Consider the following 22674-nt stretch of genomic DNA (forward strand, 5'->3'; position numbering starts at 1 on the left):
TTAAATGTTCCTATAAAGCAGCTTCATAATCTGCAACATTAAGAAGTTCTGCGGATTCTGAAGGGTTTGTTAGTTCAATTTCAACAATAAAATTCCCGAATGGGTCTTCATTTACAAGTTGTGGTTCGTCACTAAGTTTTGTATTAACTGAAACTATTTTTCCTGATAAAGGCAAGTATAAATCAGATGCGCTTTTTACAGATTCAACAGCAGCAAAAACTTCACCCTTTTTAAATGATTGTCCAACCTCAGGTAAATCAAAGAATACGATGTCACCTAAATGCATTGCTGCATAAGATGTAATACCAATTTTTGCAATATTTCCTTCGATAAATGCCCATTCATGTGTTTCTAAATATAGTAAATTATTTTTATTCATAATAATTGCTCCTTTTAAATTTTATTATTTTTATTAATGAATTTCTTATTTCTAATAATAGCCTTATAATACTTATTTCGAATCATTATATCAACTGTTGAGCCTAACTTTGCATAATTAATGTCGATTAAAGCAAAAGCCAATGCTTTTTTTGTAGTAGGAGATAAATAACCTGTTGTTATAAATCCTATTTTAGTACCTTCGAAAAAAACTTCATAGCCAGAACGTGCTATATTTTTATCAATCAATTCAAGTGCTACACTTTTTCTAGTCAAAGTATCTTTTTGATTAATCAAAATATTTCTGGCAAAAAAATCAGTTTTAGTAAAATCAACAGCAAAACCTAAACCTGCTTCAAATGGATTGATTGTCTCATCCATTTCGTTACCATATAAAGGCATTGCTGCTTCAAAGCGAAGTGTATCTCTTGCACCTAAACCAATAGGTTTGACACCGTCATCATAAAGCTTATCCCATATTTGATTAATATAAGAATCATGAGCATAAACTTCAAATCCGTCTTCTCCAGTATAACCAGATCTTGATATGAGTAGTGGACCATTTTCATCATTAAAATACATATAATCAGATGAATGGAGTGGAAGATTTTTAAATATTTTTGACATTTTATTAAAACTTTCGGGACCTTGTATTGCTATACATCCAAAGCTATCACTTATATTTCTTATAACAACATCAAACTTTTCTTTATTGTTAAGTAAATGATCATAATCTTTTTCTATATTTGAAGCATTTACTACAAGTAAAATTTGATCTTCACTAAATGGATAAACCATTAAATCATCAACGATATTTCCTTTATCATTAACAAGTAGTGCATATTGGATTTTCCGTGAAACCTCAATTTTAGCTGTTAAAATATAATTTGAAAAATTTAAAGCATCTTCACCACTAATTACAATTTGACCCATATGTGAAACATCAAATATACCACAGTTATTTCGAACAAAGTGATGCTCTTCAGCAATTGATGTGTAGTATAAAGGCATATCAAATCCACCAAAATTAATTAGATTGGCACCTAATGAAACATGTTTTGAATGTAAAAATGTTTTTCTTAAATTGTTCATAGGCATACAAACACTCCTTATAGTTTTTGTTATATCTATTATAAACTAAAATGGACTTTTATGAGGGCTAAGAGTTTATAAAATGTTAAAATACATATATGAGGTAAAGTTATGAAAAAATATTTTGTATTTTCTGATATTCATGGGAATTTAAAACCTTTAGTTGAAGCTTTAGATGAGGCTGGTTTTAATATGGATGATGATAATCATATTTTATTATCTTTAGGAGATCATTTTGATAGAGGTACTCAAAACCTTCAAGTTTTAGCCTATCTTATGCATTTTGATAAATTAAATAGAATTATCATGATTCGAGGAAATCATGATGATTTTTTACTAAAGTTTTTAAAAAACGAAAGTGATGGTATTTTTAATATTCAAAAAAACGGATTTGGTAACACTTTAATTGAACTAGCCTCAAAAGATAGTGTAACGATTCCTATGATGAGAGATTCAATTAATAAAAGGTTTCCTAACTTGATAACATTACTTGAAAAAATGATTGATAAATTTGAACTAGGTGATTATGTATTCACACATGCAGGATATGCATATGATAAGAAACGAGGGTGGTATATATATAATTTTGCATCCACACCTTATTTTTTAAAACATTTTGATACAAAAGATAAATATTACGTATTCGGCCATGCGCATGCTAGTGCTATGAATTATTATGAATTGGGTATAGAAAGTAATGATATATTTGAAATGGGAAACTTTATTGGTATTGATGCCAATACAGTTTTAAATAAAAAGGTTCACATATTGATATTTGATGAATTTGGTAATAAATTAATATAAAAATACTATCTAAATAAATTATTAATTAAAACATTGTTTATTAATGAAAATAAATGATGTTTTTTTATTATTAATATTGTTGACAACATAAAATAAAAAATATATAATTTCAGTATATTGCAATACAAGGAACTGATAATTATGATACAAACTCAAATGATAAAAGGATTTATTGAGGGCTTTATATTAAAAGTCTTATTAAATAATACCTTTTCAAGTATCGAAATAATTACATATCTTAGACAAAAATCAAATTTAGAAATTTCTGAAGGAACAATTTATCCTTTGATGTTACGTTTAGAAAGGGATCAGTATGTGACATCAGAACAATTTTATAATCCAAATGGACCAAAGATCAAAAAATATAGTATAACAAAACGAGGTATTATTGAACTAAATTTGATTAAAGAATACTGGAATGAATTTAAAGAAATTGCCACTACACTATTGGAGGATAAGGAATGAAAATAAAATTAAAGGGTGTATATAAGTATACATATAAGTGTATTAAAAAAGAACTACGCCGTATTGTTAAAAATAATAAATTATACAAACAATCAACTGAAGATTTAAAAGATATGTTTATTAATATGCAAGCAAATAATTTAGAAATAACGCCTGAACTTATAGATACATCTAACTATGCAAAATCTATTGCAGATAGTCTAATATTAAAGAAGTATCCAAATCTCATTAGATATAGTTTAATACTTAGCTCATTTATAATGTCTATCATACTTATATTTTTTATTACAGCTCTTATACTAAATATTCAAACATTCATCGAAAGACCTCTTATTAGTATGAATGATATGATAATTGAGTGGGATGAAATACCAAATGCGGACAAATATTATGTAGTGGTAAATGGAACAGATATTCACGAAACTAAAGACACACATTTTGAGTTTACACCATTAAGGTATGGAGTAAATGAAGTTTATGTATATGCTGAAAATAATACTAGATTCTTTGTTCGATCAAAGTCTTCTAATGTTATAACTTATGAAGTTAAAGAGTTTATATTTGATGGTATTTCACAAATAAATACACATCAATTGTATCAATTAAAAATAAATGAACTAGGTGAGGCCAAATTTTTATTTAGATTAGTATATAGTGGTAATTATAAATTTAACTTTAATAATATTGTTAATAAAGATGAGTTCGTTTTTAAAATATTGGATGCGGATAATAATACATACTTAACCCCCGATCAATATGGACGTTATTATTTAGAAAATTATTCTAATTATTATATTGAAGTATCATATATTGCCAATGAAGAAATAGGTTATTATGTAGAACCACAACAAGTCACCTTAAATTCTAATATTACATTAGAGCCACATAAAAATTATATATATGAAGTAAATACAACATTTAATGATTATGAGTTTATTACACATAAAGATTATCAAAAAAGTGTTCAGTTAATGCACATTGAAGATATTTTTGGTTATCCTGGCATTCCACCGGGTACACTTAGTTTCCAAAGACAAATATTTGCAGTACTTAATCAAACTAATGCACCTAGATCCTTTAACCTTATAAAAAAATCACCTAAAATATTAAATTTAAATCAGACACTATCAGTAACTGAAATAAATCAGGTTGAGGTATTAAAATTTAGTAGACAAATAAACTGGTGGACATTATTCATCAATTATAATAGTTCCTATTATGATATTCATTTTATGGATAACTATTTAAGAAAAATTGATGTTTACAAAGCACAAAGTGGCACAAATCAATATATTACAATACCTTTAGTTGAAAAAAGTAATATTACCCATGTCTTTGCTATTTTAGTTCCAAAAGACAATAAATCAGAATCAGCAACAACTATAGATGTATCACTTATTAGACCAAGTGAAGGAAATTATTATCCGAATTAAAAAAAAAGCTTATCCGGTATCAATTGATATGGGATAAGCTTTTTTATATAGGTTATGTTTAATTAACGAACGATTAGTGATTTACCAGTCATTGCTTTAGGTTTATCAATACCAAGTAAATCAAGTAGAGTAGGTGCAACATCACAAAGTGCACCACTATTTACTTTAATACCTTTTTTAGTAATTACAACAGGTACTAGGTTAGTTGTATGCGCAGTGTGTGGATTACCAAATTCATCACGCATTTTTTCTGCATTACCATGGTCAGCTAAAATAATAGCAACACCACCTAACTCTTTTGTAATAACATCTGTAACTTTACCAACGCATTCAACAGTTACTTCAACTGATTTTTTAGTTGCTTCAATATTTCCAGTATGACCAACCATATCAGGGTTTGCAAAGTTTAGGATCATTGTTTGATATTTATTTGTTCTTAGTTCTGCAATGACTTTATCAGTTAGTTCATAAGCAGACATTTCAGGTTTCAAATCATATGTTGCAACCTTAGGTGATTCTGCTAAAATTCTAGTAGAATTTTTTAAAGGAACTTCCTTACCGCCATCAAAGAAGAATGTAACGTGTGCGTATTTTTCAGTTTCTGCTGCTCTAATTTGGTTCAGACCGTTTTTCTCAATTACCTCACCATATAAATCATCAAATGTTTGTAGTTCAAATGCAAGTGGTCCTTTTACAGTTTCTTTATAGTGCATCATAGATACAAAGAAGATGTTTTTAGGTGCTTTAGAAACATTTAATAATGGTTTACCATCAGTGTATAAAGTTTTAGCTTCAGCTGGATTTGATAAAGCTGTTGCCATACGAATTGCTCTATCAGGTCTGAAGTTTGCAAAAATAATGGCATCATTATTTTCAACTAAGCCTTTATCGTTTACAACAAACGGAATAATAAATTCATCTTGGATGCCATTTTTATAACTTGATTCAATACCATCAAGTGCACTGTTAAAGTGTGGACCATCGCCAAGTGTAATTGCATCATATGCAAGTTGGATACGGTCCCAGTTATTGTCTCTATCCATAGAATAATATCTACCAGAAACTGTTGCCACATTAAATCCATAATCAACTAATGTTTTGACAAAACCATAAGCTGATTCTTGTGGGGTATCTCTACCATCAGTGAATACATGTAAATATGTATTTTCTAAAATGTTTTGGGATTTTGAAAAATCATATAATGCTTTAAAATGCTCAACATGTGAGTGTACACCACCATCAGATACTAATCCCATAATATGTAATTTAGAATTATGTTTTTTTGCATATGCGACAGCATCTAAAAATGCTTGATTCTTAAAAAAAGAACCATCTTTAATCGCAACATTAATTCTTGATAATGATTGCCAAACAATACGACCAGCTCCTAAGTTTAAGTGGCCTACTTCACTATTACCCATTTGACCATCAGGTAAACCAACTGCTTCACCTGATGTTACTAATGTGTTATTTGGATACTCTTTTAATAAATTATCTAAGTATGATGTATCAGCAAGTGTAACTGAGTTTGAGTCACTAGCCGGTGCTAATCCTAAACCATCCATGATGATAAGTGCTGCAAATTTTTCTTTCATTTATATTTACCTCGTTTCTTTTCATAAATATTATACTATATTATAATTTTTGATTATAATAATATTATTATGAAAGGGTATACATTTCTTAGTTTGGATTATAAAAGATATAAAGAAACAAAATAAGTCTTAAATAATCGATAAATTATGTAAAATATGGATTAATTATCATATCTTTTGAATTTATTTTATGTAAGTGCTAGAATATGGTTGCACAATTAAATCATCTTCGGGGCGAGGTGTAATTCCTCACCGGCAGTTAAAGTCTGCGAGCAAATTCTACATTTGCAGGATCCTGTGTAATTCAGGTACCGACAGTATAGTCTGGATGAGAGAAGAATAAGTAATCTTTTTTTAACTTTTTTTAGTTACCCGATTTTGTTTTTTTGGGTAACTTTTTATATTTAAAGGAGAATATTTATATGGATCAAATTGTTCAGTTTTTAAAGAGTAATATGAAAGTTATAGAAGCAAGTTTAATGATAACATTTATTATTGCTTTAGTAATTCTATTTATTTTTGCATGGCGCACAGAAGAAAATATTGAAAGTAAACCTAAAAAAATTAAGAAAATGGTTACAATCTCTTTATTGTCAGCATTATCTGTTGTATTATACTATTTTATTAAGTTTCCAATTCAATTAATCTTACCCTTTATTCCTGGTTTTTTAGATATTCATTTTTCTGCGGTACCAATTTATATAGGTGGTTATTTATTTGGACCAATTAGTGGAAGTATTATTGCAATTATAAGGTTTTTAGTTAAATTACCGGGATCAACAACACTAGGTACAGGTGAATTATCAGATCTTTTAATTGGACTTGCTACAGTTTTGGTTTCATCGATAATGTATCATAGAAACAAAACTAAGAAAACCGCTTTAAAATCTTCTATAGCAATTGTAGTTGTATGGTTGATTACTTCAGTATTATCGAACTGGCTATTTATATTACCTTTTTATATGAATTTATACGATTTTAATTCGGTGTTAGGTATGCTTAAAGTTATTCCTGGCGTAAACGAAAATAATTATATGTTACTCTACATTTTATATGCAGTTATACCGTTTAATCTTATATTATCAAGCTTAGTAAGTGGAATAACCTTTGTTTTATATAAGAGATTATCAATAACATATAAAAACATTACATAATTTTACAAGAATTTAAAATAAGTATGCGTTTTCATTTTGACTATACTTTATAATTAAAATGAATTAATGTATAATACAAAGGTAAAGACAACTATTTAAAATTAAAAAATTATTATAAGGAGAATTAAATTATGCCATACATTACAAGCGTTTATGCTAGAGAAGTATTAGACAGCCGTGGGAACCCAACTGTTGAAGTTGAAGTTGTTACTGATTCAGGTGCTTTCGGTAGAACATTAGTACCATCAGGTGCATCAACTGGTGAATATGAAGCAGTTGAATTACGTGATGGTGATAAATCACGTTATTTAGGTAAAGGTGTTTTAAAAGCAGTAGAAAATGTTAATGACATTATCGGACCTGCTGTATTAGGAGATTCAGTTTTAGATCAAGTTGCACTTGATAGAAAACTAATTGAATTAGATGGAACAAAAAATAAAGGTAAATTAGGAGCAAATGCAATCTTAGGTGTATCTATTGCTGTTGCGAAAGCTGCTGCTGATTTATTAGGATTAGAATTATACCAATATCTAGGCGGATTCAATGCTAAACAATTACCAGTACCAATGATGAATATCGTTAACGGTGGTGCTCACTCTGATGCTCCAATCGATTTCCAAGAATTCATGATTTTCCCAGTAGGAGCACCTTCATTTAAAGAAGCTATCCGTTGGGGTGCTGAAATATTCCATGCTTTAAAAGCGATTTTAAAGAAAAAAGGATTATCTACAGCAGTTGGTGATGAGGGTGGTTTTGCACCAAACCTAGCATCAAACGAAGATACAATTGATAACATCTTAGAAGCTATTAAAAATGCTGGTTACAAAGCTGGTGAAGAAGTATTTATCGGATTTGACGTTGCTGCTTCAGAATTCTTTGACAAATCAAAAGGTAAATATGTATTTAAAAAATCAACAAAACAAGAATTTACATCTGCTGAATTAGTAGAATACTATGCTGGATTAGTTAAAAAATACCCAATTATCTCAATTGAAGATGGTATGGATGAAAATGACTGGGATGGATGGAAGTTATTAACTGACAAATTAGGCAATCAAATTCAATTAGTTGGCGATGACTTATTTGTTACAAATACTGAATACTTATCAAGAGGAATCAAAACTAATACTGCAAACTCAATTTTAATTAAAGTTAACCAAATTGGTACACTAACAGAAACTTTTGATGCAATCGAAATGGCTAAACGTGCTGGTTATACAGCTGTAATTTCACACCGTTCAGGTGAAACTGAAGATACAACAATTGCTGATATTGCTGTTGCAGCAAATACTGGTCAAATTAAAACAGGTTCTGCATCACGTACAGACCGTGTTGCTAAATACAACCAATTAATGCGTATTGAAGATCAATTAGGTGAAGATGCTGTTTACCTAGGCTTAGATTCTTTCTACAATTTAAAAAAATAAATTTTAATATCATAAAAAATGAGCCATCAACTTTTTGTTGATGGCTATTTTATTCTATTTAAAGGGTAATGATAATCATTTAATAAAAAATTATAGTATAATGTACACATATCCTATCTAGATTTTTTATATTGATATATTTAATTTAAGTATAATTTAATTTATGGAAGAGGTCTTTTATGCAGTTAAAAAATATGCATGTAAAAAAAGAGAACATTAAACGAATTTATTTTAAAATAGCTCTAAATATTTTGATAATTATCCTAATTGGTGTGATTGTTTATATGACGGGTGGAGTAAGAAATTCATTTACACATTTAATGTATATTCCAATAATCTTAGCATCAGCAACATTAAATATGTATTTAACAATTGGAATATCTGTTTTTGCTGGTTTAATTTTGGGACCATTTATGCCACAAGATACGTTTGCTAATATATCACAAGAAATTACTGGATGGTTATTTAGGCTAACGATGTTCATAATTATTGGTGCTGTTGCCTCGTTCCTAAATTTAAGAATCAAAAATCTGCAAAGAGTTGAAATAGAAAGATCATTTAAAAATAGCTTAACAAAGTATCCTAATTTAAATAAAATGAAATTTGATTTAGATTACTTTATTAAAAATGACATACCATTTTATCTACTAGCTTTTAGAATTGAAAATATTAATACAATTAAGCAAAACATTAATTATGATATAGGTACTAAAATTTTAATTAAAATACTTAAGGAACTTGATTCAATATCTAATGGGTCAGTTTATTCAGTTAACTCTAGTGAAGTTTCAATGATTTTAGTAGATATATCATATGAAGAAGCACTTAAAATCGGAAATGAATTTTTAAAGTCATCAACAAAACTATTCGATATAGACGAATTTAAACTAGGTCTATTAATTAGTGGAAGCATTTTAAGTTATCCTAAAAACTTTAATGATAGTTTGGATGCTATTAAGAAAAGTGCTATCATTTTAGATAATGCTAAAAATGACTTTGTATTGTACGAATATAATGAAACAATGCTTACAAAAGGAAAAATTCAGGCAGAACTTGTTCCGGATATATTAGAAGCAATAAAAAATGATGAATTCTTCCTTCAATTTCAGCCTAAAGTTTGTTTGAAGAATGAACCAAATTATGGTGTTGAAGCGTTATTGAGGTGGCACCATCCAACCAAGGGTTTAATTAGTCCAAGTGTATTTATACCTGTTGCAGAAGAAACTGGACTAATTACTGAAATAACTAAAATTGTAATTAAAAAAGTTATTGAGCAAAAACAAATCTGGAAGAAAAATGGTCTAAATATTGTTACATCAATTAACCTTTCACCTAAAGATTTTAATAGTAAAGAGTTTATTAATTATTTAATTGATATACTAAGTGATAAAGATATTGATATATCACTTATTGAACTTGAAATTACAGAAAGAGCAGTATTAGAACAAACAGAAATGCTTATTCCATTATTTGATTATATTAGGGGTAAAGGCATTAAAATATCTATTGATGATTTTGGCACAGGATATAATTCACTTATCCACTTAGTTAAAATACCTATGGATTATTTAAAAATTGATAAATCTTTTATTGATTATATATTAGAAGAAAAATATTTTGTTATGATTAAACATTTAATTAATGTAGCACATAATATCGGTGTTAAGGTTATAGCAGAAGGTGTTGAAACTAAAGAGCAGTATGATATATTAAAGCAATTTGGTTGTGATTTTATTCAAGGATACTATTTATCCAAACCATTAAGTCCTAATCAAGTAGAAGCATTCTATAATGGAATGTAAAATTACTTAATAAACTTGAATTATTAAATAAGAGTGCTAGTCATTGCACTCTTATTTTTATAGTAGACATACCATAGCATGATATAATAAATAATAGAAAGTTAATTAATTTTTAATAACGAGGTATGATTATGAAAATAGCACTCATAGCGCATGATAAAAAAAAGGATTTAATGATAGAGTTTTGTAAGGAACATGAAGGCTTTTTAAAACTACACACACTCTATGCTACAGGTACTACTGGTCGCAGAATTATGGAAAATACAGGACTAAAAGTTAATCTAAAAAAATCAGGACCACTCGGTGGTGATCAAGAAGTTGGTTCGATGATTGCAAACGGTAAGTTAGATATGGTTTTATTTTTTAGAGATCCACTTACTGCACAACCTCATGAACCAGACGTTTCAGCACTATTAAGACTTTGTGATGTATATGAAATCCCACTTGCAACGAATATGAAAGCAGCTGATCTATTTATTAAACATTTAAAAGGATTATAAAATTATGAAGCAAGAATTTACACCTAAAGAAAAACAAAAAATGGAGCATCAACGGCGTAAAAAAAGAAACGTAAAAGACTTTATTAATAAAGATTATATTGATGATAATGGCAACGCAGTCGTAGATGTAGTAATAAACGATAGAAGTCAACTTTTTTCACCATACTCAAATAAAATGCTTTTAAAAAATGAAATATTTACATATCTAGATACAATTGCAGATCCGATTCCCAATATATATCCACTTGTTATAAACTTCATTGTAAGAGATTTAAGCACAATAAACCAAGAATACGTTAAGGAAGCATTAAAACGTTATTATTGGTTTAGCTATAAAGCTATGGAAAAAAAGTTAACAAGAGACTTTATATTCATTTTTCTTTATTTCATTATAGGATTTCTTTTAATCATGGGTTTTAACATAATTGACTTTAACATGTTAGGTATACATCAAACATGGCAAAACGTAATTGAAAGTTTTGTAACAATATTGGTTTGGGTAATTATTTGGGAAGCCATATCTCAACTGATTGTAGGTCGTAAAGAAAAAGTAGATGAAATGCTAAATGAAAAACAAATGGCACTTGCAGAAATAAAGTTTTATGAATCACTTGATGCAGCTGATGCTGAAATACATTAATTAATTTATATGATAAAATTAAGATATAAGAAACGAGGTATGTAAACTTGAATAAAGATTTTATGAAATGGTACTATGACCAAAGAAGTCCGTACATAACCTCTCAGATGATTAAAGAAGTTTATAAGGAGCAATCAGATAAAATCCTTTTAGAGGTGGCTCCTTTTTTTGATATGGATAGTAATGATAATTTAACACTTAAAAAAGATTATGCTATTGGAAAACTAACTATAAAAAGAACTATCGCATTTTTAATTGTTTCAGAGACCACTAAAGATATTCCAATAGATTTATATGAACTAAACGGGGCAATGGAAGGCGACATTGTATTAGTTAAGAAATATTTTGACCCGTTTGTAGTAGAAATCATTGAAAGCAAATTAAAAAAAATAATTGCTGATGTAAAAATTACAAAAGATAAAAAAATGCGTTTTGATGCAGTTGCAGCAGACAATAAACTTATCGTTGTTGAAAATATACCGGATTATTTAGTCGATGGACATGTTATATTACTGAATGTAATTGAGGTAACTAGAACCAAAATAATTACTAATTTCGTACAAGTTATTGGACATAAAAATGATCCTGATATGGAGATAGTTAAAATAGTATATGACTATGAGTGGCCACTTACATTTAGTAAAGAAGCACTAGATGAACTACATCATATCAGAGTTGATAAAGCATACGAAAGTAAAACTAGAAAAGACATAACAGATAAATTTATAGTAACAATTGATGGTATAGATGCTAAAGATTTAGATGATGCAATTTCAATTGAAAAATTAGATAGTGGTAACTATAAATTAGGAGTTCATATTGCAGATGTTTCATACTTTGTTAAAGATGGAGGGTTCTTAGATAAAGATGCATATCAAAGAGCAACTTCTGTATATTTAGCCGACAGAGTAATACCAATGATACCACATGGCTTAAGTAATGATTTATGTAGTTTAAATCCTCATGAAGATAAATATACAATTACTTGTGAAATGGAACTTAATCAAGACATTGATGTTGTTTCATATAATATATATGCGAGTATAATAGAATCAAAAAGACGGTTAACATACGATGAAGTCAATTCACTTTTTAAAGAAAATCAGTCAACAGGCTTAAAAAAACTAGATGATATGTTATATTTAATGAATGAAATATCTCAAAAATTAAAAATGATTCGAAGCCAAAGAGGTGCAATTGACTTTGAATCAAGTGAACTCAAATTTAAGCTTGATATGGATGGAAATGTATTAGATATCGAAGAGCGAAAAACAGATGCTGCTGAAGAGTTAATTGAATCATTTATGATTTTAGCCAATGAAACGGTTGCTAAACATTTTCATAGTAATCATTTACCTGGAATATATAGAGTTCATGAAAAACCAACCATTGAAAAATTAGAAATTGCACTTGAAACAACTTCAAAAATGGGATTTAAGTCAGACGCTAAATCTAAATCAACAGCACAAACACTTCAAAAATTAACAAAAAAAGTATCAGGAACTGAATATGAATACATTATAAATATGATACTACTAAGAAGTATGCAAAAAGCTAAATATTCTGAAAAGCCTATTGGACATTTTGGTTTGGCTAGTCCATATTATTCACATTTTACATCACCAATTAGAAGATATCCAGATCTTCTACTACATCGAATGATAAGAGATTTAATATTAAATCATCCATCTGATGAAGAGTTTATAAAAATTAAGAATCACTATGAAAATATATTACCAAGTTATAGCGAACATACCTCATCAAATGAGCGAATAGCCATAAACATGGAACGTGATGTAAACAAACTAAAAAGCAGACAATACATGCAAAACTTTATAAATAAAAGTTTTGAAGGACAAATTGTTTCAATGATGCCAAGTGGTTTCTTTGTTAAACTAACAAATGGTATTGAAGGGTTTGTAAATGTAAGAAACATTAACCAATATTTAATTTATGATGAGCAGCAATTACTCTTTTATACAGATCATGGAAATAGATACCGTCTTGGTGATATGATCAAGGTAAAACTCATTAAAGTTGATGAAATTGATAATAACATTGATTTTACAATCGATCAAAAAAATAAAGCAGTTAAACATGAGTTTAAAAAAGTAACTAAAAAGCCAAGTTATTCAGCCAAACCTAAAAAAGTTCATCGTAAAAAAGTTAAAAGATAAATAGTAAAACATGATTAATTATTAATCATATTTATAAGGAAAGATTAAATGAAAATAATTACCCAAAACAAAAAAGCACATTATGAATACTTTATTGAACAAAAATTTGTTGCAGGGATAAAACTTCAAGGTAGTGAAGTTAAAAGTATTCGTGCAGGAAAATGTTCTATTGATGAAGCACATATAACCTTTAAGAACAATGAGGTATATATATTAAACATGCATATTGCAAAGTTTGATGCATCATCAATTTTTAACCATGAAGAAACTAGAACAAGAAAACTTCTACTTAATCGCTCTGAGATAAATAAGTTAATGGGTGCCAAAGATAGAGATGGTATGACAATTATTCCTTTAAGTGTTGAACTGCATGAAGGTTTAATAAAACTAACAATTGCACTAGCTAAAGGTAAAAAATTATACGATAAACGTCAAACAATTAAAGAAAGAGATTTAAATAGGGAACAACGTCAGGCATTTAAGGAAAATAATAGATGAGTAAAGATAAGTTAAAAGTGGGTTTAATGTTAGGTGGAGGAGGTGCTAAAGGAGCCTACCAATTAGGTGTCATCAAAGCACTAGAAGAAGCCAAACTCTTAAAACATATAAATAGCATATCAGGTGTTTCAATAGGTGCTATAAACACTCTTTTACTTATGAGTAATAAAAAATATCAGGAAATGTCAAAAATTTGGGAAATACTTGATAATGAAAATGTTTTTGGAACAAGGGTTAATCAAATATTTAAAAAAAATAGACTCTATGATTTTAATTCTGTTGCACAAAATTTAGTAAAACATGTAAATCTTAAAGATATAAAAAAATCAAAATATAACGGATATGCCACAGCAGCTTTAATTTATGATAAAGAATCACTTATACATCAAATAAAAACTGATACTATGAAAAAGCATGTTTTTCATTTAAATAAGTTTGAAGATCCATATTTAGCAGCGATGGCATCCTCATCGATACCTGTTGTATTTGGTCCTACTAAAATAAATGGAAAAAATTATGTTGATGGTGGTGTTATTGATAACTATCCAATTCAACCATTAATTGATGATGGATGTAACTTGATATTTACTGTTGCACTTGATGACTGGTTTAATCCACATTTATACAATGATAAAGATATAAATATTATTAACTTTACATCAACCAGTGCTTTTGAAAAAAGTAGAATTAAAGATATACTTGATATTATGAAATTTAATGATTCATTTAAAATGGAAAAAGAAGAATTAGGTTATCAGGTTGGTCAATTAATCATTGAAAAGATGAAAAATAATCGATACATTAAAAGAAAATTTGGATTTACATATCTTAAGAAAAAATCTGGATTTAGAGTTTTAGAACCAGATAAAACAGATGAAATGTATATCACAATATTAAAAAAAGAAAAGAAGCTTAGTATCAAAAGATTGATGAATAAATTAAAAATAGAGAGAAAAATGAAAAAAGGAAGTCAAAAAGATGAATGAAATAGAAATTATACGTTGGATTCAAAAGATTAGATTTCCATTTATGGATACACTCATGCAACTTTTAACAGAAATTGGTGACCAATTAGTATTTATTGCAATTGCGTTAATTATTTATTGGTTCATAAATAAGAAAGTTGCATTTAAATTGGTTTTTGTATTTATAAGTAGCGCAATTGTAAATGAACTATTAAAAGGTATTTTCACTAGAAATAGACCATATATTGAAGATCCATCTTTAGGAGTTGGAGAAGGTACACATGGATATAGTTTTCCATCTGGGCATGCTCAAAATACAGGCGTTATTTCTACTGTACTCTATAAGAACTATGGACGTTCTAATAAGTGGCTAAAATGGGTTTTATTATCAATAGTAATTATTGTACCTTTTACTAGAATGTATCTGGGTCAACACTATCTAACAGATGTTATTATGGGATTGTTCCTAGGAATTGTATTGGCATTAAGTGTATCCAAACTTGTTGATTTAATGGGGGATAAAGAACATTTATATGGACTTGTTATGATCATTCCAATTTTTGCAATTATCTTAACAATGTCATTTTTAAATCAAGACTACGAACAACTTAAAAATTTATTTGTAGCTGCTGGTGGATTGACAGGTTTTTTTACAGGTTATGCAATAGACAAAAAATATATTCAATATAATTTTAAACCAAGTGGTATAACAATTGTTTATAGATTATTAGTAGGTATAATTATCGTTGGAGTATTTTACTTAGGGTTAAAACCAGTCTTTAACTTAATTGCTGAAGAAAACCTATATCTAGATTATTTAAGATATTTATTTGTTGGTTTTGGTGGTAGTGCACTATCTATGTATGTATTTAAATTACTAAAGGTTTAGAAAAATGATATTTGAAAAGACACTTAAAGAACTCTCACAAGAAGAATTATTATCTATATTTAAGTTACGACAAGAAGTTTTTATGATTGAACAAGGTATTAAAGAAGTTGATATTGATGACCATGATATTAATTGTAAACACCTATTTATCAAGTTTAATGGAAAAATAGTATCATATGCAAGATTAATTAATGAACAAGGTGAATTATATATTGGCAGAATCGCAACAGATATACATTACAGAAAAAACGGATATTCATCAAAAATTATTGAATATTTAAAAACTAAACATGATGTATTAGCCATAAGCAGTCAAGAACAAAGAATTAGTTTTTATAAAAAACTAGGTTTTATTCCTGTCGGTAAAAAATATAAAGATGCAAACATTTTACATCAAAAAATGGTTTACATTAAGTAAACCATCTTTGATAAGTATCCGTAGCTTAACTGGATAAAGCATTTCCCTCCGAAGGAAAAGAGTGTCGGTTCAAGCCCGATCGGATACACCATGAATTAAAAGTTAATTAAATCCAAACTCGATTTAAGAATATTTGAAGATTTCTTTAAATATTCTTTTTCTTTTGAACTGAGCTTAAGTTTGACAACATGATCAACGCCATCTTTATTAATTACTGCAGGTAATCCAATATATAAATTATCAATATCATAAACACCATTATTTAAAACAGATATTGGCATAATTCTATTTTCATTATTAAATATGGCTTTAGTTATTCGAACAAGTGCCATACCAATACCATAATAAGTAGCTTTTTTGCGTTCAATGATATGATAAGCAGCATTTTTTACATCTAAATAAATTTTATCTAAATCAGAAAAACTAATATTTTTTGGCAAACTTTCCATGACATCTGATAAAGGTTTAACACCTACAAAAGCATTAGACCAACAAACGAATTCAGAATCTCCGTGTTCACCCAAAATATATGCATGTATATTCCTAACATCAATATTTATATATTTTGAAATTTCAAATCTTAGTCTTGCAGTATCAAGTGATGTACCACTACCTATGACTCTATTTGAAGGTAGTCCAGATGTCTTCCAAACAACATAAGTTAGAATATCAACTGGATTAGTAGCAACTAAAATAATTCCATTAAAACCTGATTCCATAATATTCTTTACAACAGATTTCATAATCGAAGCATTTCGATTTAACAAGTCAATTCTTGTTTCACCTTCTTTTTGATTAACTCCGGCTGTGATGACAACTAATTTTGCATCCTTGCAATCTTCATATGTACCGGATTTTATCATCATTTTTCTGGGTGCAAAAGCAAGTCCGTGGTTTAAATCCATTGCCTCACCTTCAGCTTTTTTATAATCAATATCTATTAAAACTAGCTCTTCTACAGTTCCTTGGTTAAGTAGAGCATATGCATAACTCATTCCTACAAAACCTGTACCAATTATAACAACACGATTTTTTTCCATATTACCCCTCCTTTATCTTTAGTATATATAATTTATATGAATATATTGGTGATAATACATTATGATTACCTATACATGTTATAATGAAACGTAATTATAATTAGATATGAGGTTATTTAAAAAAAATATGATAATAGATAATAATATATTTAACAAAAAACATAAAAGTTTAATTGATTACTGTGTTAAAAGTATCATTCCCAATTACTCCAAATTAGATAAAGCGCATCAAATAGATCATGTATATGAAGTGATTAATAAAAGCTTTGATATAGCAAAGGATTATGATGTGAAACTAGATTTAGTTTATATAGTCGCTGTATATCATGATTTAGGTCTTTTAATTGATCGCAAAACGCATCACATAGAAGGTGGGAAAATCCTATTTGAAGATGAGTTTATAAAAAAACATTATTCAATTACTGAAAGAAATATTATGAAAGAAGCAATTGAAGATCATAGAGCATCAAGTAAATATGAGCCTAGATCAATTTATGGAAAAATTATAAGTGAAGCTGATAGATTAATTGAGCCTAAAACAATTATTATTAGAAGTTTTTATTATCAAATGAGTATGGAATCAAATCATGAATTTGATAATTTATACCCAAAAGTGTATGCGCATTTAGTAGAAAAGTATGGAAAAACAGGTTATTTAAAACTGTGGTTAGAGGTTGATTCAACACTTAAAACATTAAATGATTTCCAAGAACAGATTGAAAATTCGGAGTTGATTAAAGCAATTTGCTTAAAAATTTATAATGAGCATATCTTAAGAATACTTTAATAACAGTTATTTCAATTGTAATTTAAGGGTCATTTTGATACAATGAATATAACAATTTCAAATATCAGGAGTAATTAAAAAAACTATAAAATGAGCGACAGTACAATATATATATTAGTAACAATTGCAATTATATTTTCAGCTTTTTTCTCAGCCTCAGAGGTAGCATTTGCAACTCATAACCGTATTAGAATGAAAAATTTAGCTGAAAAAGGTAATAAAAAAGCAAAATTAGTGATGAAATTAAATGAAAATTATGATGTTTTTTTATCAACGATTTTAATTGGTAATAACATTGCTAATATCTTAGGTACATCACTTGTGACAATATTGTTTGTTAATACATTTGGAACCGATTTAGGTGCAACACTATCTACCGTAACATTTACAATTATTATTTTAATTTTTGCAGAAGTATCTCCAAAATCAATTGCAAAAGAATATCCAGATAAATTTGCAATGTTTGCATCCACCTTTATTCAAATTTTAGTCTATTTATTATTACCACTTAACTATTTTTTTAAAGTATGGAAAAAGTTTTTATCGTTAATATTTAAACCTAATACAGGGCAACACATGAGTGAGGATGAGTTATTAATGATTGTTGATGAAGTTCAAGAATCAGGTGGAATAGATGAATCATCAAGTTCACTTATAAAAAGTGCTATAGAATTTTCTGATTTAGAAGCTGTAGATATTTATACACCTAGAATTGATATTGTTGCTATTAGTAAAAATCAGTCAAACGAAGAAATATTTGAAGTATTTAAAGAATCTGGCTATTCGAGGCTCCCAGTTTATGAGGATAATATTGATCACATTATTGGAGTGATTAACTATAAAGATTTCTTTTCAATACTAAATGAAAACTTAAAATTAGATGAAGTAATAAAAAATGTATTATACATACCAAAAACTAAAAAATTAAAAGATTTATTATTAGAGTTACAACAATCAAAATCCCATATGGCAATCGTAATTGATGATTACGGCGGTACATCAGGACTTCTAACACTCGAAGATATTTTAGAAGAACTTGTTGGTGATATTTGGGATGAGCACGATGATATTGTAGAAGCTGTTAAAAAAATAGATGATAATCACTATGTTGTATTAGGTAATAGTAGTATAGAAGATTTTTTAGATACAATTGAATCAGATGAAGAACCAAATGTACTGACTGTTAACGGTTGGATTGTAGAAAAAATTGGCACACTTCCAGTAGAAGGAAAAACATATGAGGTTGCTCCCTATATTTTTAATATCATTAAAATGGATGGTAAACGTATAGAAAGTGTAGAAATTACCATCATTAAAGAAAATATTGAAGAAAACGAAATTAGCAACTAAAAATTTTATAATATATGTTAAAATGATTTATGCAATGATTAAGAAGGAGTAATCCAAAATTACTTAAAAAAGCGAATGATGTATTTGGTGAAAACATCATAATTAATTTGGATGAAGGCTGTCTTAGGAGCAAGAGTATGTTCGGCTTTAACGAATGATTAAGTGCACAAATATATATTTGTGAACTAAGGTGGTACCGCGATTAATCGTCCTTAGAAGATTTATATCTTTTAAGGACTTTATTATTTTTTATACCAGAATAAGGAGAAAAATTTATGAAATACATGACAAGTCAAGAAATTAGAGATACTTGGTTAAAGTTTTTTGAAAGTAAAGGGCACTCAATCGAACCTTCTGCATCATTAATACCGGTTGATGATCCAACATTATTATGGATTAATGCAGGTGTTGCGCCATTAAAAAAATATTTTGATGGTACTGTTACACCTAAATCAAAAAGAATAACAAACATTCAAAAAAGTATTCGTACAAATGATATAGACAATGTAGGTAAAACAGCAAGACACCATACATTTTTTGAAATGATGGGGAATTTTAGTATTGGTGATTATTTTAAAACTGAAGCAATTCAATTTGGCTTTGAACTCTTAACAAGTCCAAAATACTTTAATATGCCATTAGACAAATTATATATGACATATTATCCATCAGATTTAGATGCTAAAAATGAATGGTTAAAATTAGGTGTTAGTGAAGATCACCTCATACCGGTTGAAGGAAATTTCTGGGAAATCGGAGCTGGTCCATCAGGTCCTGATACTGAAATATTTTTTGATCGTGGTGAAAAATTTGATAAACGTGGCATTGAACTTATTAAAGAAGATATAGAAAATGATCGTTATATTGAAATTTGGAATATCGTTTTCTCACAATATAATGCAGATCCAACAATACCTAGATCTGAATATAAAGAACTGCCTAACAAAAACATTGATACAGGTGCAGGATTAGAAAGGTTTGCTTGTATTCTTCAAAATACTAATACAAACTTTGAAACTGACCTTCATTATCCAATTATTCAAAAAATCGAAATATTAAGTGGCGTTAAATATGAAGGTCAAATGGCTTTTAAAGTGATTTCTGATCATATTAAAACACTAACATTTGCAATATCAGACGGAGCTAACCTTTCAAATGAGGGACGTGGGTATGTTTTAAGAAGAATCTTAAGACGCGCGATTAAATATGGAAAAAATCTTGGATTTAATGAACCCTTTTTACATTTATTAGTTGATACAGTAATAAAAATGATGCAATCATTTTATCCACAACTCATTTCTACTACCTCAATAGTTAAAAAAATTATTTTAAAAGAAGAAGAAAAATTCTTTTCTACAATACTTGATGGAGAAAAACATCTTCTAAACTCAATAAAAGATGGCAACTTAAACGGAAAAGAAGCATTTAAACTCTATGATACATATGGTTTTCCAATTGAATTAACACTAGAGTATGCTCAAGAGCACAATATTAAAGTAGATATTGAAGGATTTAATGAAGAATTAGAACAACAAAAACAACGTAGTCGTCAATCTAGAAAAGTTAATGCAACTATGAAAAGTCAAGATGAGGCATATCTTCAATTTGATGAACCATCCACATTTGTAGGATATGACGAACTTCAAAAAGAATCTAAAGTAATAAAAGTTTTTGATAATGGTATTGTATTAAGTGAAACTCCATTTTATGCAAATAGTGGTGGACAAGTATCAGATACCGGGTTAATCAATGGTTTACCGGTAAAAGATGTAATTAAATTACCTCATGGTCAACACTTGCATATTATTGAAACTGATTCTTTTGAAATTGGTGATGAAGTATTAGCTATAGTTGATGAAAATAGACGACTAGATACGATGAAACATCATACAGCGGCACATCTACTTCATCAAGCAATTAAAGATGTAATTGGTTCACACTCTCATCAACAAGGAAGTTATAATGGACCTAATAAACTTACCTTTGATATTAATCACTATGAATCCTTAACATCAAATGAAATATTAAAAATCGAAAAAATTGTTAAAGAAAAAATAGCTGATAAATTACCTGTTGTAACACATGTCCTACCAATAGATGAAGCAAAAAAACTTGGAGCTAACATGCTATTTGGTGAAAAATATGGTGACATCGTACGTGTTGTAGATATTGATTCATGGAGTTTAGAATTCTGTGGTGGTACCCATGTTAAAAATACTGAATTGATTAATAACTTTATGGTTACATCAGTAGAATCAATTGGTTCTGGTATATTTAGATTTGAATGTATTGCAGGAGATATAATTAATCAAGTTGATAACTTACTTATAAATTTAAATGAAATGATTGATCAACACATAAATAAAATCAAAAATATTGATAGTTCAATAAAAATTAATAATAAACCTGAGATTATTGGTAGTTTCCAAGACATCTTAAATTACAGACAATATTTAGAATATGCATCAAATCTAGCAAAACAAACAGAAAAAGCTAATGAAGATTTAATAATTTCAAACATATTAAAAGATGCTGATAGTTTTATACCAGAAAACTTATATCCTGAAACATATATTTATACAACAAATTTAAATCCATCATCATTAAAACCATTGATAGATGTCTTATATGATAAAATAAAAGTAGATACATTAATATTAATTAATGAATCAAGTGATAAGGCAAGTTATCTTGTTAAGTCAGGTAAAAATGAGGCTAGAAATGTGATTTCAAGAATAAATGAAATGACACAAGGAAAAGGTGGCGGCAGACCTGATTTTGCACAAGGTGGTACGTCTAACTTAAACTTATTAAAGACGTATTTGAAAGGTAAAATATAATTTGAAATATTTAGGATTAGACTTAGGCGATAAAACATTAGGTGTAGCACTATCAGAATCAGGAATTATAGCAAGTAATCTAACCACAATTCGATTTGGTTATAAAGATTTCACATTCGCAATAAATGAATTAATAAAAATTATTGATACTTATAAAATTAACATTGTAGTTTTAGGTTTACCTAAACATATGAACAATGATTTAGGCGAACGTGGTCAAATGATGATTGATTTTAAGGAACAATTACTTTCAAAAATTGATGTTGAAGTAATTTTATGGGATGAAAGACTCTCAACAAAATCAGCACTTAAAATGTTATCAGATCAAAATAAAAAATATGATAAACAAAGAAAACTTAAAGACGAAGTTGCAGCGCAAGTAATATTACAAAACTATTTAGACTCTAGGAGGTCTTAAAA

At 28.2% G+C, this 22674-nt stretch carries 21 protein-coding genes, 1 tRNA gene, 1 riboswitch and 1 other annotated feature; of the genes, 18 read left to right on the forward strand and 4 right to left on the reverse strand.

What is annotated here, in order from left to right; genetic code table 11:
- Window positions 1-10: 10 nt before the first annotated feature.
- Window positions 11-379, reverse strand: coding sequence for a glycine cleavage system protein GcvH (gcvH, locus tag G324_RS0101240; protein WP_025724584.1), 369 nt, complete (start codon window positions 377-379; stop codon window positions 11-13).
- Window positions 380-393: 14 nt separating this feature from the next.
- A complete protein-coding gene (gcvT, locus tag G324_RS0101245) occupies window positions 394-1476 on the reverse strand; it encodes a glycine cleavage system aminomethyltransferase GcvT (RefSeq protein ID WP_084027020.1) in 1083 nt (360 codons plus the stop codon).
- A 105-nt stretch (window positions 1477-1581) separates the two neighbouring features.
- On the opposite strand from gcvT, the gene G324_RS07580 reads away from it, so the two are divergent.
- From G324_RS07580 to G324_RS0101260, 3 genes are all read left to right on the forward strand, one after another.
- Complete coding sequence (locus tag G324_RS07580) at window positions 1582-2274, forward strand: metallophosphoesterase (RefSeq protein WP_025724586.1); 693 nt, start codon at window positions 1582-1584, stop codon at window positions 2272-2274.
- Window positions 2275-2415: 141 nt separating this feature from the next.
- Window positions 2416-2739, forward strand: coding sequence for a PadR family transcriptional regulator (locus tag G324_RS0101255; protein WP_162146788.1), 324 nt, complete (start codon window positions 2416-2418; stop codon window positions 2737-2739).
- On the forward strand, window positions 2736-4172 hold the full coding sequence (locus G324_RS0101260) for a hypothetical protein (RefSeq protein ID WP_025724588.1): 1437 nt from the start codon (window positions 2736-2738) through the stop codon (window positions 4170-4172). Before G324_RS0101255 ends, G324_RS0101260 begins: the two co-directional genes overlap by 4 nt.
- Window positions 4173-4234: 62 nt before the next feature.
- Here G324_RS0101260 and gpmI read toward each other — a convergent pair whose 3' ends face one another.
- A complete protein-coding gene (gpmI, locus tag G324_RS0101265) occupies window positions 4235-5767 on the reverse strand; it encodes a 2,3-bisphosphoglycerate-independent phosphoglycerate mutase (RefSeq protein ID WP_025724589.1) in 1533 nt (510 codons plus the stop codon).
- A gap of 221 nt (window positions 5768-5988) precedes the next feature.
- Window positions 5989-6111, forward strand: a riboswitch (FMN riboswitch).
- Between the two features lie 78 nt (window positions 6112-6189).
- On the opposite strand from gpmI, the gene G324_RS0101270 reads away from it, so the two are divergent.
- The 11 genes from G324_RS0101270 to G324_RS0101320 all read left to right on the forward strand — a co-directional run bounded on the left by G324_RS0101270 (window position 6190) and on the right by G324_RS0101320 (window position 16328).
- Window positions 6190-6921 carry an ECF transporter S component gene (locus G324_RS0101270; protein ID WP_025724590.1) on the forward strand — a complete coding sequence of 244 codons (732 nt, stop codon included), beginning with the start codon at window positions 6190-6192 and terminating at the stop codon, window positions 6919-6921.
- A gap of 131 nt (window positions 6922-7052) precedes the next feature.
- Window positions 7053-8348, forward strand: a complete 1296-nt coding sequence (eno, locus tag G324_RS0101275; RefSeq protein ID WP_025724591.1) for a phosphopyruvate hydratase — start codon at window positions 7053-7055, stop codon at window positions 8346-8348.
- 179 nt (window positions 8349-8527) lie between these two features.
- A complete protein-coding gene (locus tag G324_RS0101280) occupies window positions 8528-10150 on the forward strand; it encodes an EAL domain-containing protein (RefSeq protein WP_025724592.1) in 1623 nt (540 codons plus the stop codon).
- 131 nt (window positions 10151-10281) lie between these two features.
- Entirely contained in the window at window positions 10282-10650 is a 369-nt protein-coding gene (gene mgsA, locus G324_RS0101285; protein WP_025724593.1) for a methylglyoxal synthase, read from the forward strand.
- A 4-nt stretch (window positions 10651-10654) separates the two neighbouring features.
- Window positions 10655-11290, forward strand: a complete 636-nt coding sequence (locus tag G324_RS0101290; RefSeq protein WP_025724594.1) for a hypothetical protein — start codon at window positions 10655-10657, stop codon at window positions 11288-11290.
- 47 nt (window positions 11291-11337) lie between these two features.
- Complete coding sequence (gene rnr / locus G324_RS0101295) at window positions 11338-13467, forward strand: ribonuclease R (protein WP_025724595.1); 2130 nt, start codon at window positions 11338-11340, stop codon at window positions 13465-13467.
- A gap of 48 nt (window positions 13468-13515) precedes the next feature.
- Window positions 13516-13965, forward strand: a complete 450-nt coding sequence (gene smpB / locus G324_RS0101300; protein ID WP_162146789.1) for an SsrA-binding protein SmpB — start codon at window positions 13516-13518, stop codon at window positions 13963-13965.
- A complete protein-coding gene (locus G324_RS0101305) occupies window positions 13962-14951 on the forward strand; it encodes a patatin-like phospholipase family protein (RefSeq protein WP_162146790.1) in 990 nt (329 codons plus the stop codon). Before smpB ends, G324_RS0101305 begins: the two co-directional genes overlap by 4 nt.
- The gene (locus G324_RS0101310) at window positions 14944-15819 is read left to right on the forward strand and encodes a phosphatase PAP2 family protein (protein WP_025724598.1); all 876 of its coding nucleotides are present in this window, start codon (window positions 14944-14946) and stop codon (window positions 15817-15819) included. The genes G324_RS0101305 and G324_RS0101310 overlap by 8 nt, the downstream gene beginning before the upstream one ends.
- Window positions 15820-15823: 4 nt before the next feature.
- Window positions 15824-16237 (forward strand): GNAT family N-acetyltransferase, encoded by a 414-nt coding sequence (locus tag G324_RS0101315; RefSeq protein ID WP_025724599.1) that lies wholly within the window; start codon window positions 15824-15826, stop codon window positions 16235-16237.
- Window positions 16238-16251: 14 nt separating this feature from the next.
- Window positions 16252-16328: transfer RNA gene (locus tag G324_RS0101320), tRNA-Arg, on the forward strand.
- A gap of 4 nt (window positions 16329-16332) precedes the next feature.
- Here the strand turns inward: G324_RS0101320 and G324_RS0101325 are convergent.
- The gene (locus G324_RS0101325; RefSeq protein WP_025724600.1) at window positions 16333-17277 is read right to left on the reverse strand and encodes an L-lactate dehydrogenase; all 945 of its coding nucleotides are present in this window, start codon (window positions 17275-17277) and stop codon (window positions 16333-16335) included.
- 127 nt (window positions 17278-17404) lie between these two features.
- Between G324_RS0101325 and G324_RS0101330 the strand changes: the two genes are divergently transcribed.
- The 4 genes from G324_RS0101330 (at window position 17405) to ruvX (ending at window position 22672) form a co-directional block, all read left to right on the forward strand.
- Window positions 17405-18064, forward strand: coding sequence for an HD domain-containing protein (locus tag G324_RS0101330; RefSeq protein WP_025724601.1), 660 nt, complete (start codon window positions 17405-17407; stop codon window positions 18062-18064).
- Between the two features lie 90 nt (window positions 18065-18154).
- Window positions 18155-19414 (forward strand): HlyC/CorC family transporter, encoded by a 1260-nt coding sequence (locus G324_RS0101335; protein WP_025724602.1) that lies wholly within the window; start codon window positions 18155-18157, stop codon window positions 19412-19414.
- Between the two features lie 25 nt (window positions 19415-19439).
- Window positions 19440-19631: a binding site (T-box leader), on the forward strand.
- A gap of 58 nt (window positions 19632-19689) precedes the next feature.
- The gene (alaS, locus tag G324_RS0101340; RefSeq protein ID WP_025724603.1) at window positions 19690-22254 is read left to right on the forward strand and encodes an alanine--tRNA ligase; all 2565 of its coding nucleotides are present in this window, start codon (window positions 19690-19692) and stop codon (window positions 22252-22254) included.
- 1 nt (window position 22255) lies between these two features.
- Window positions 22256-22672, forward strand: coding sequence for a Holliday junction resolvase RuvX (ruvX, locus tag G324_RS0101345; RefSeq protein WP_162146791.1), 417 nt, complete (start codon window positions 22256-22258; stop codon window positions 22670-22672).
- Window positions 22673-22674: the final 2 nt, after the last annotated feature.

The sequence above is a fragment of the Acholeplasma granularum ATCC 19168 genome, assembly GCF_000526235.1.
GTDB classification, from domain to species: domain Bacteria; phylum Bacillota_I; class Bacilli_A; order Acholeplasmatales; family Acholeplasmataceae; genus Acholeplasma; species Acholeplasma granularum.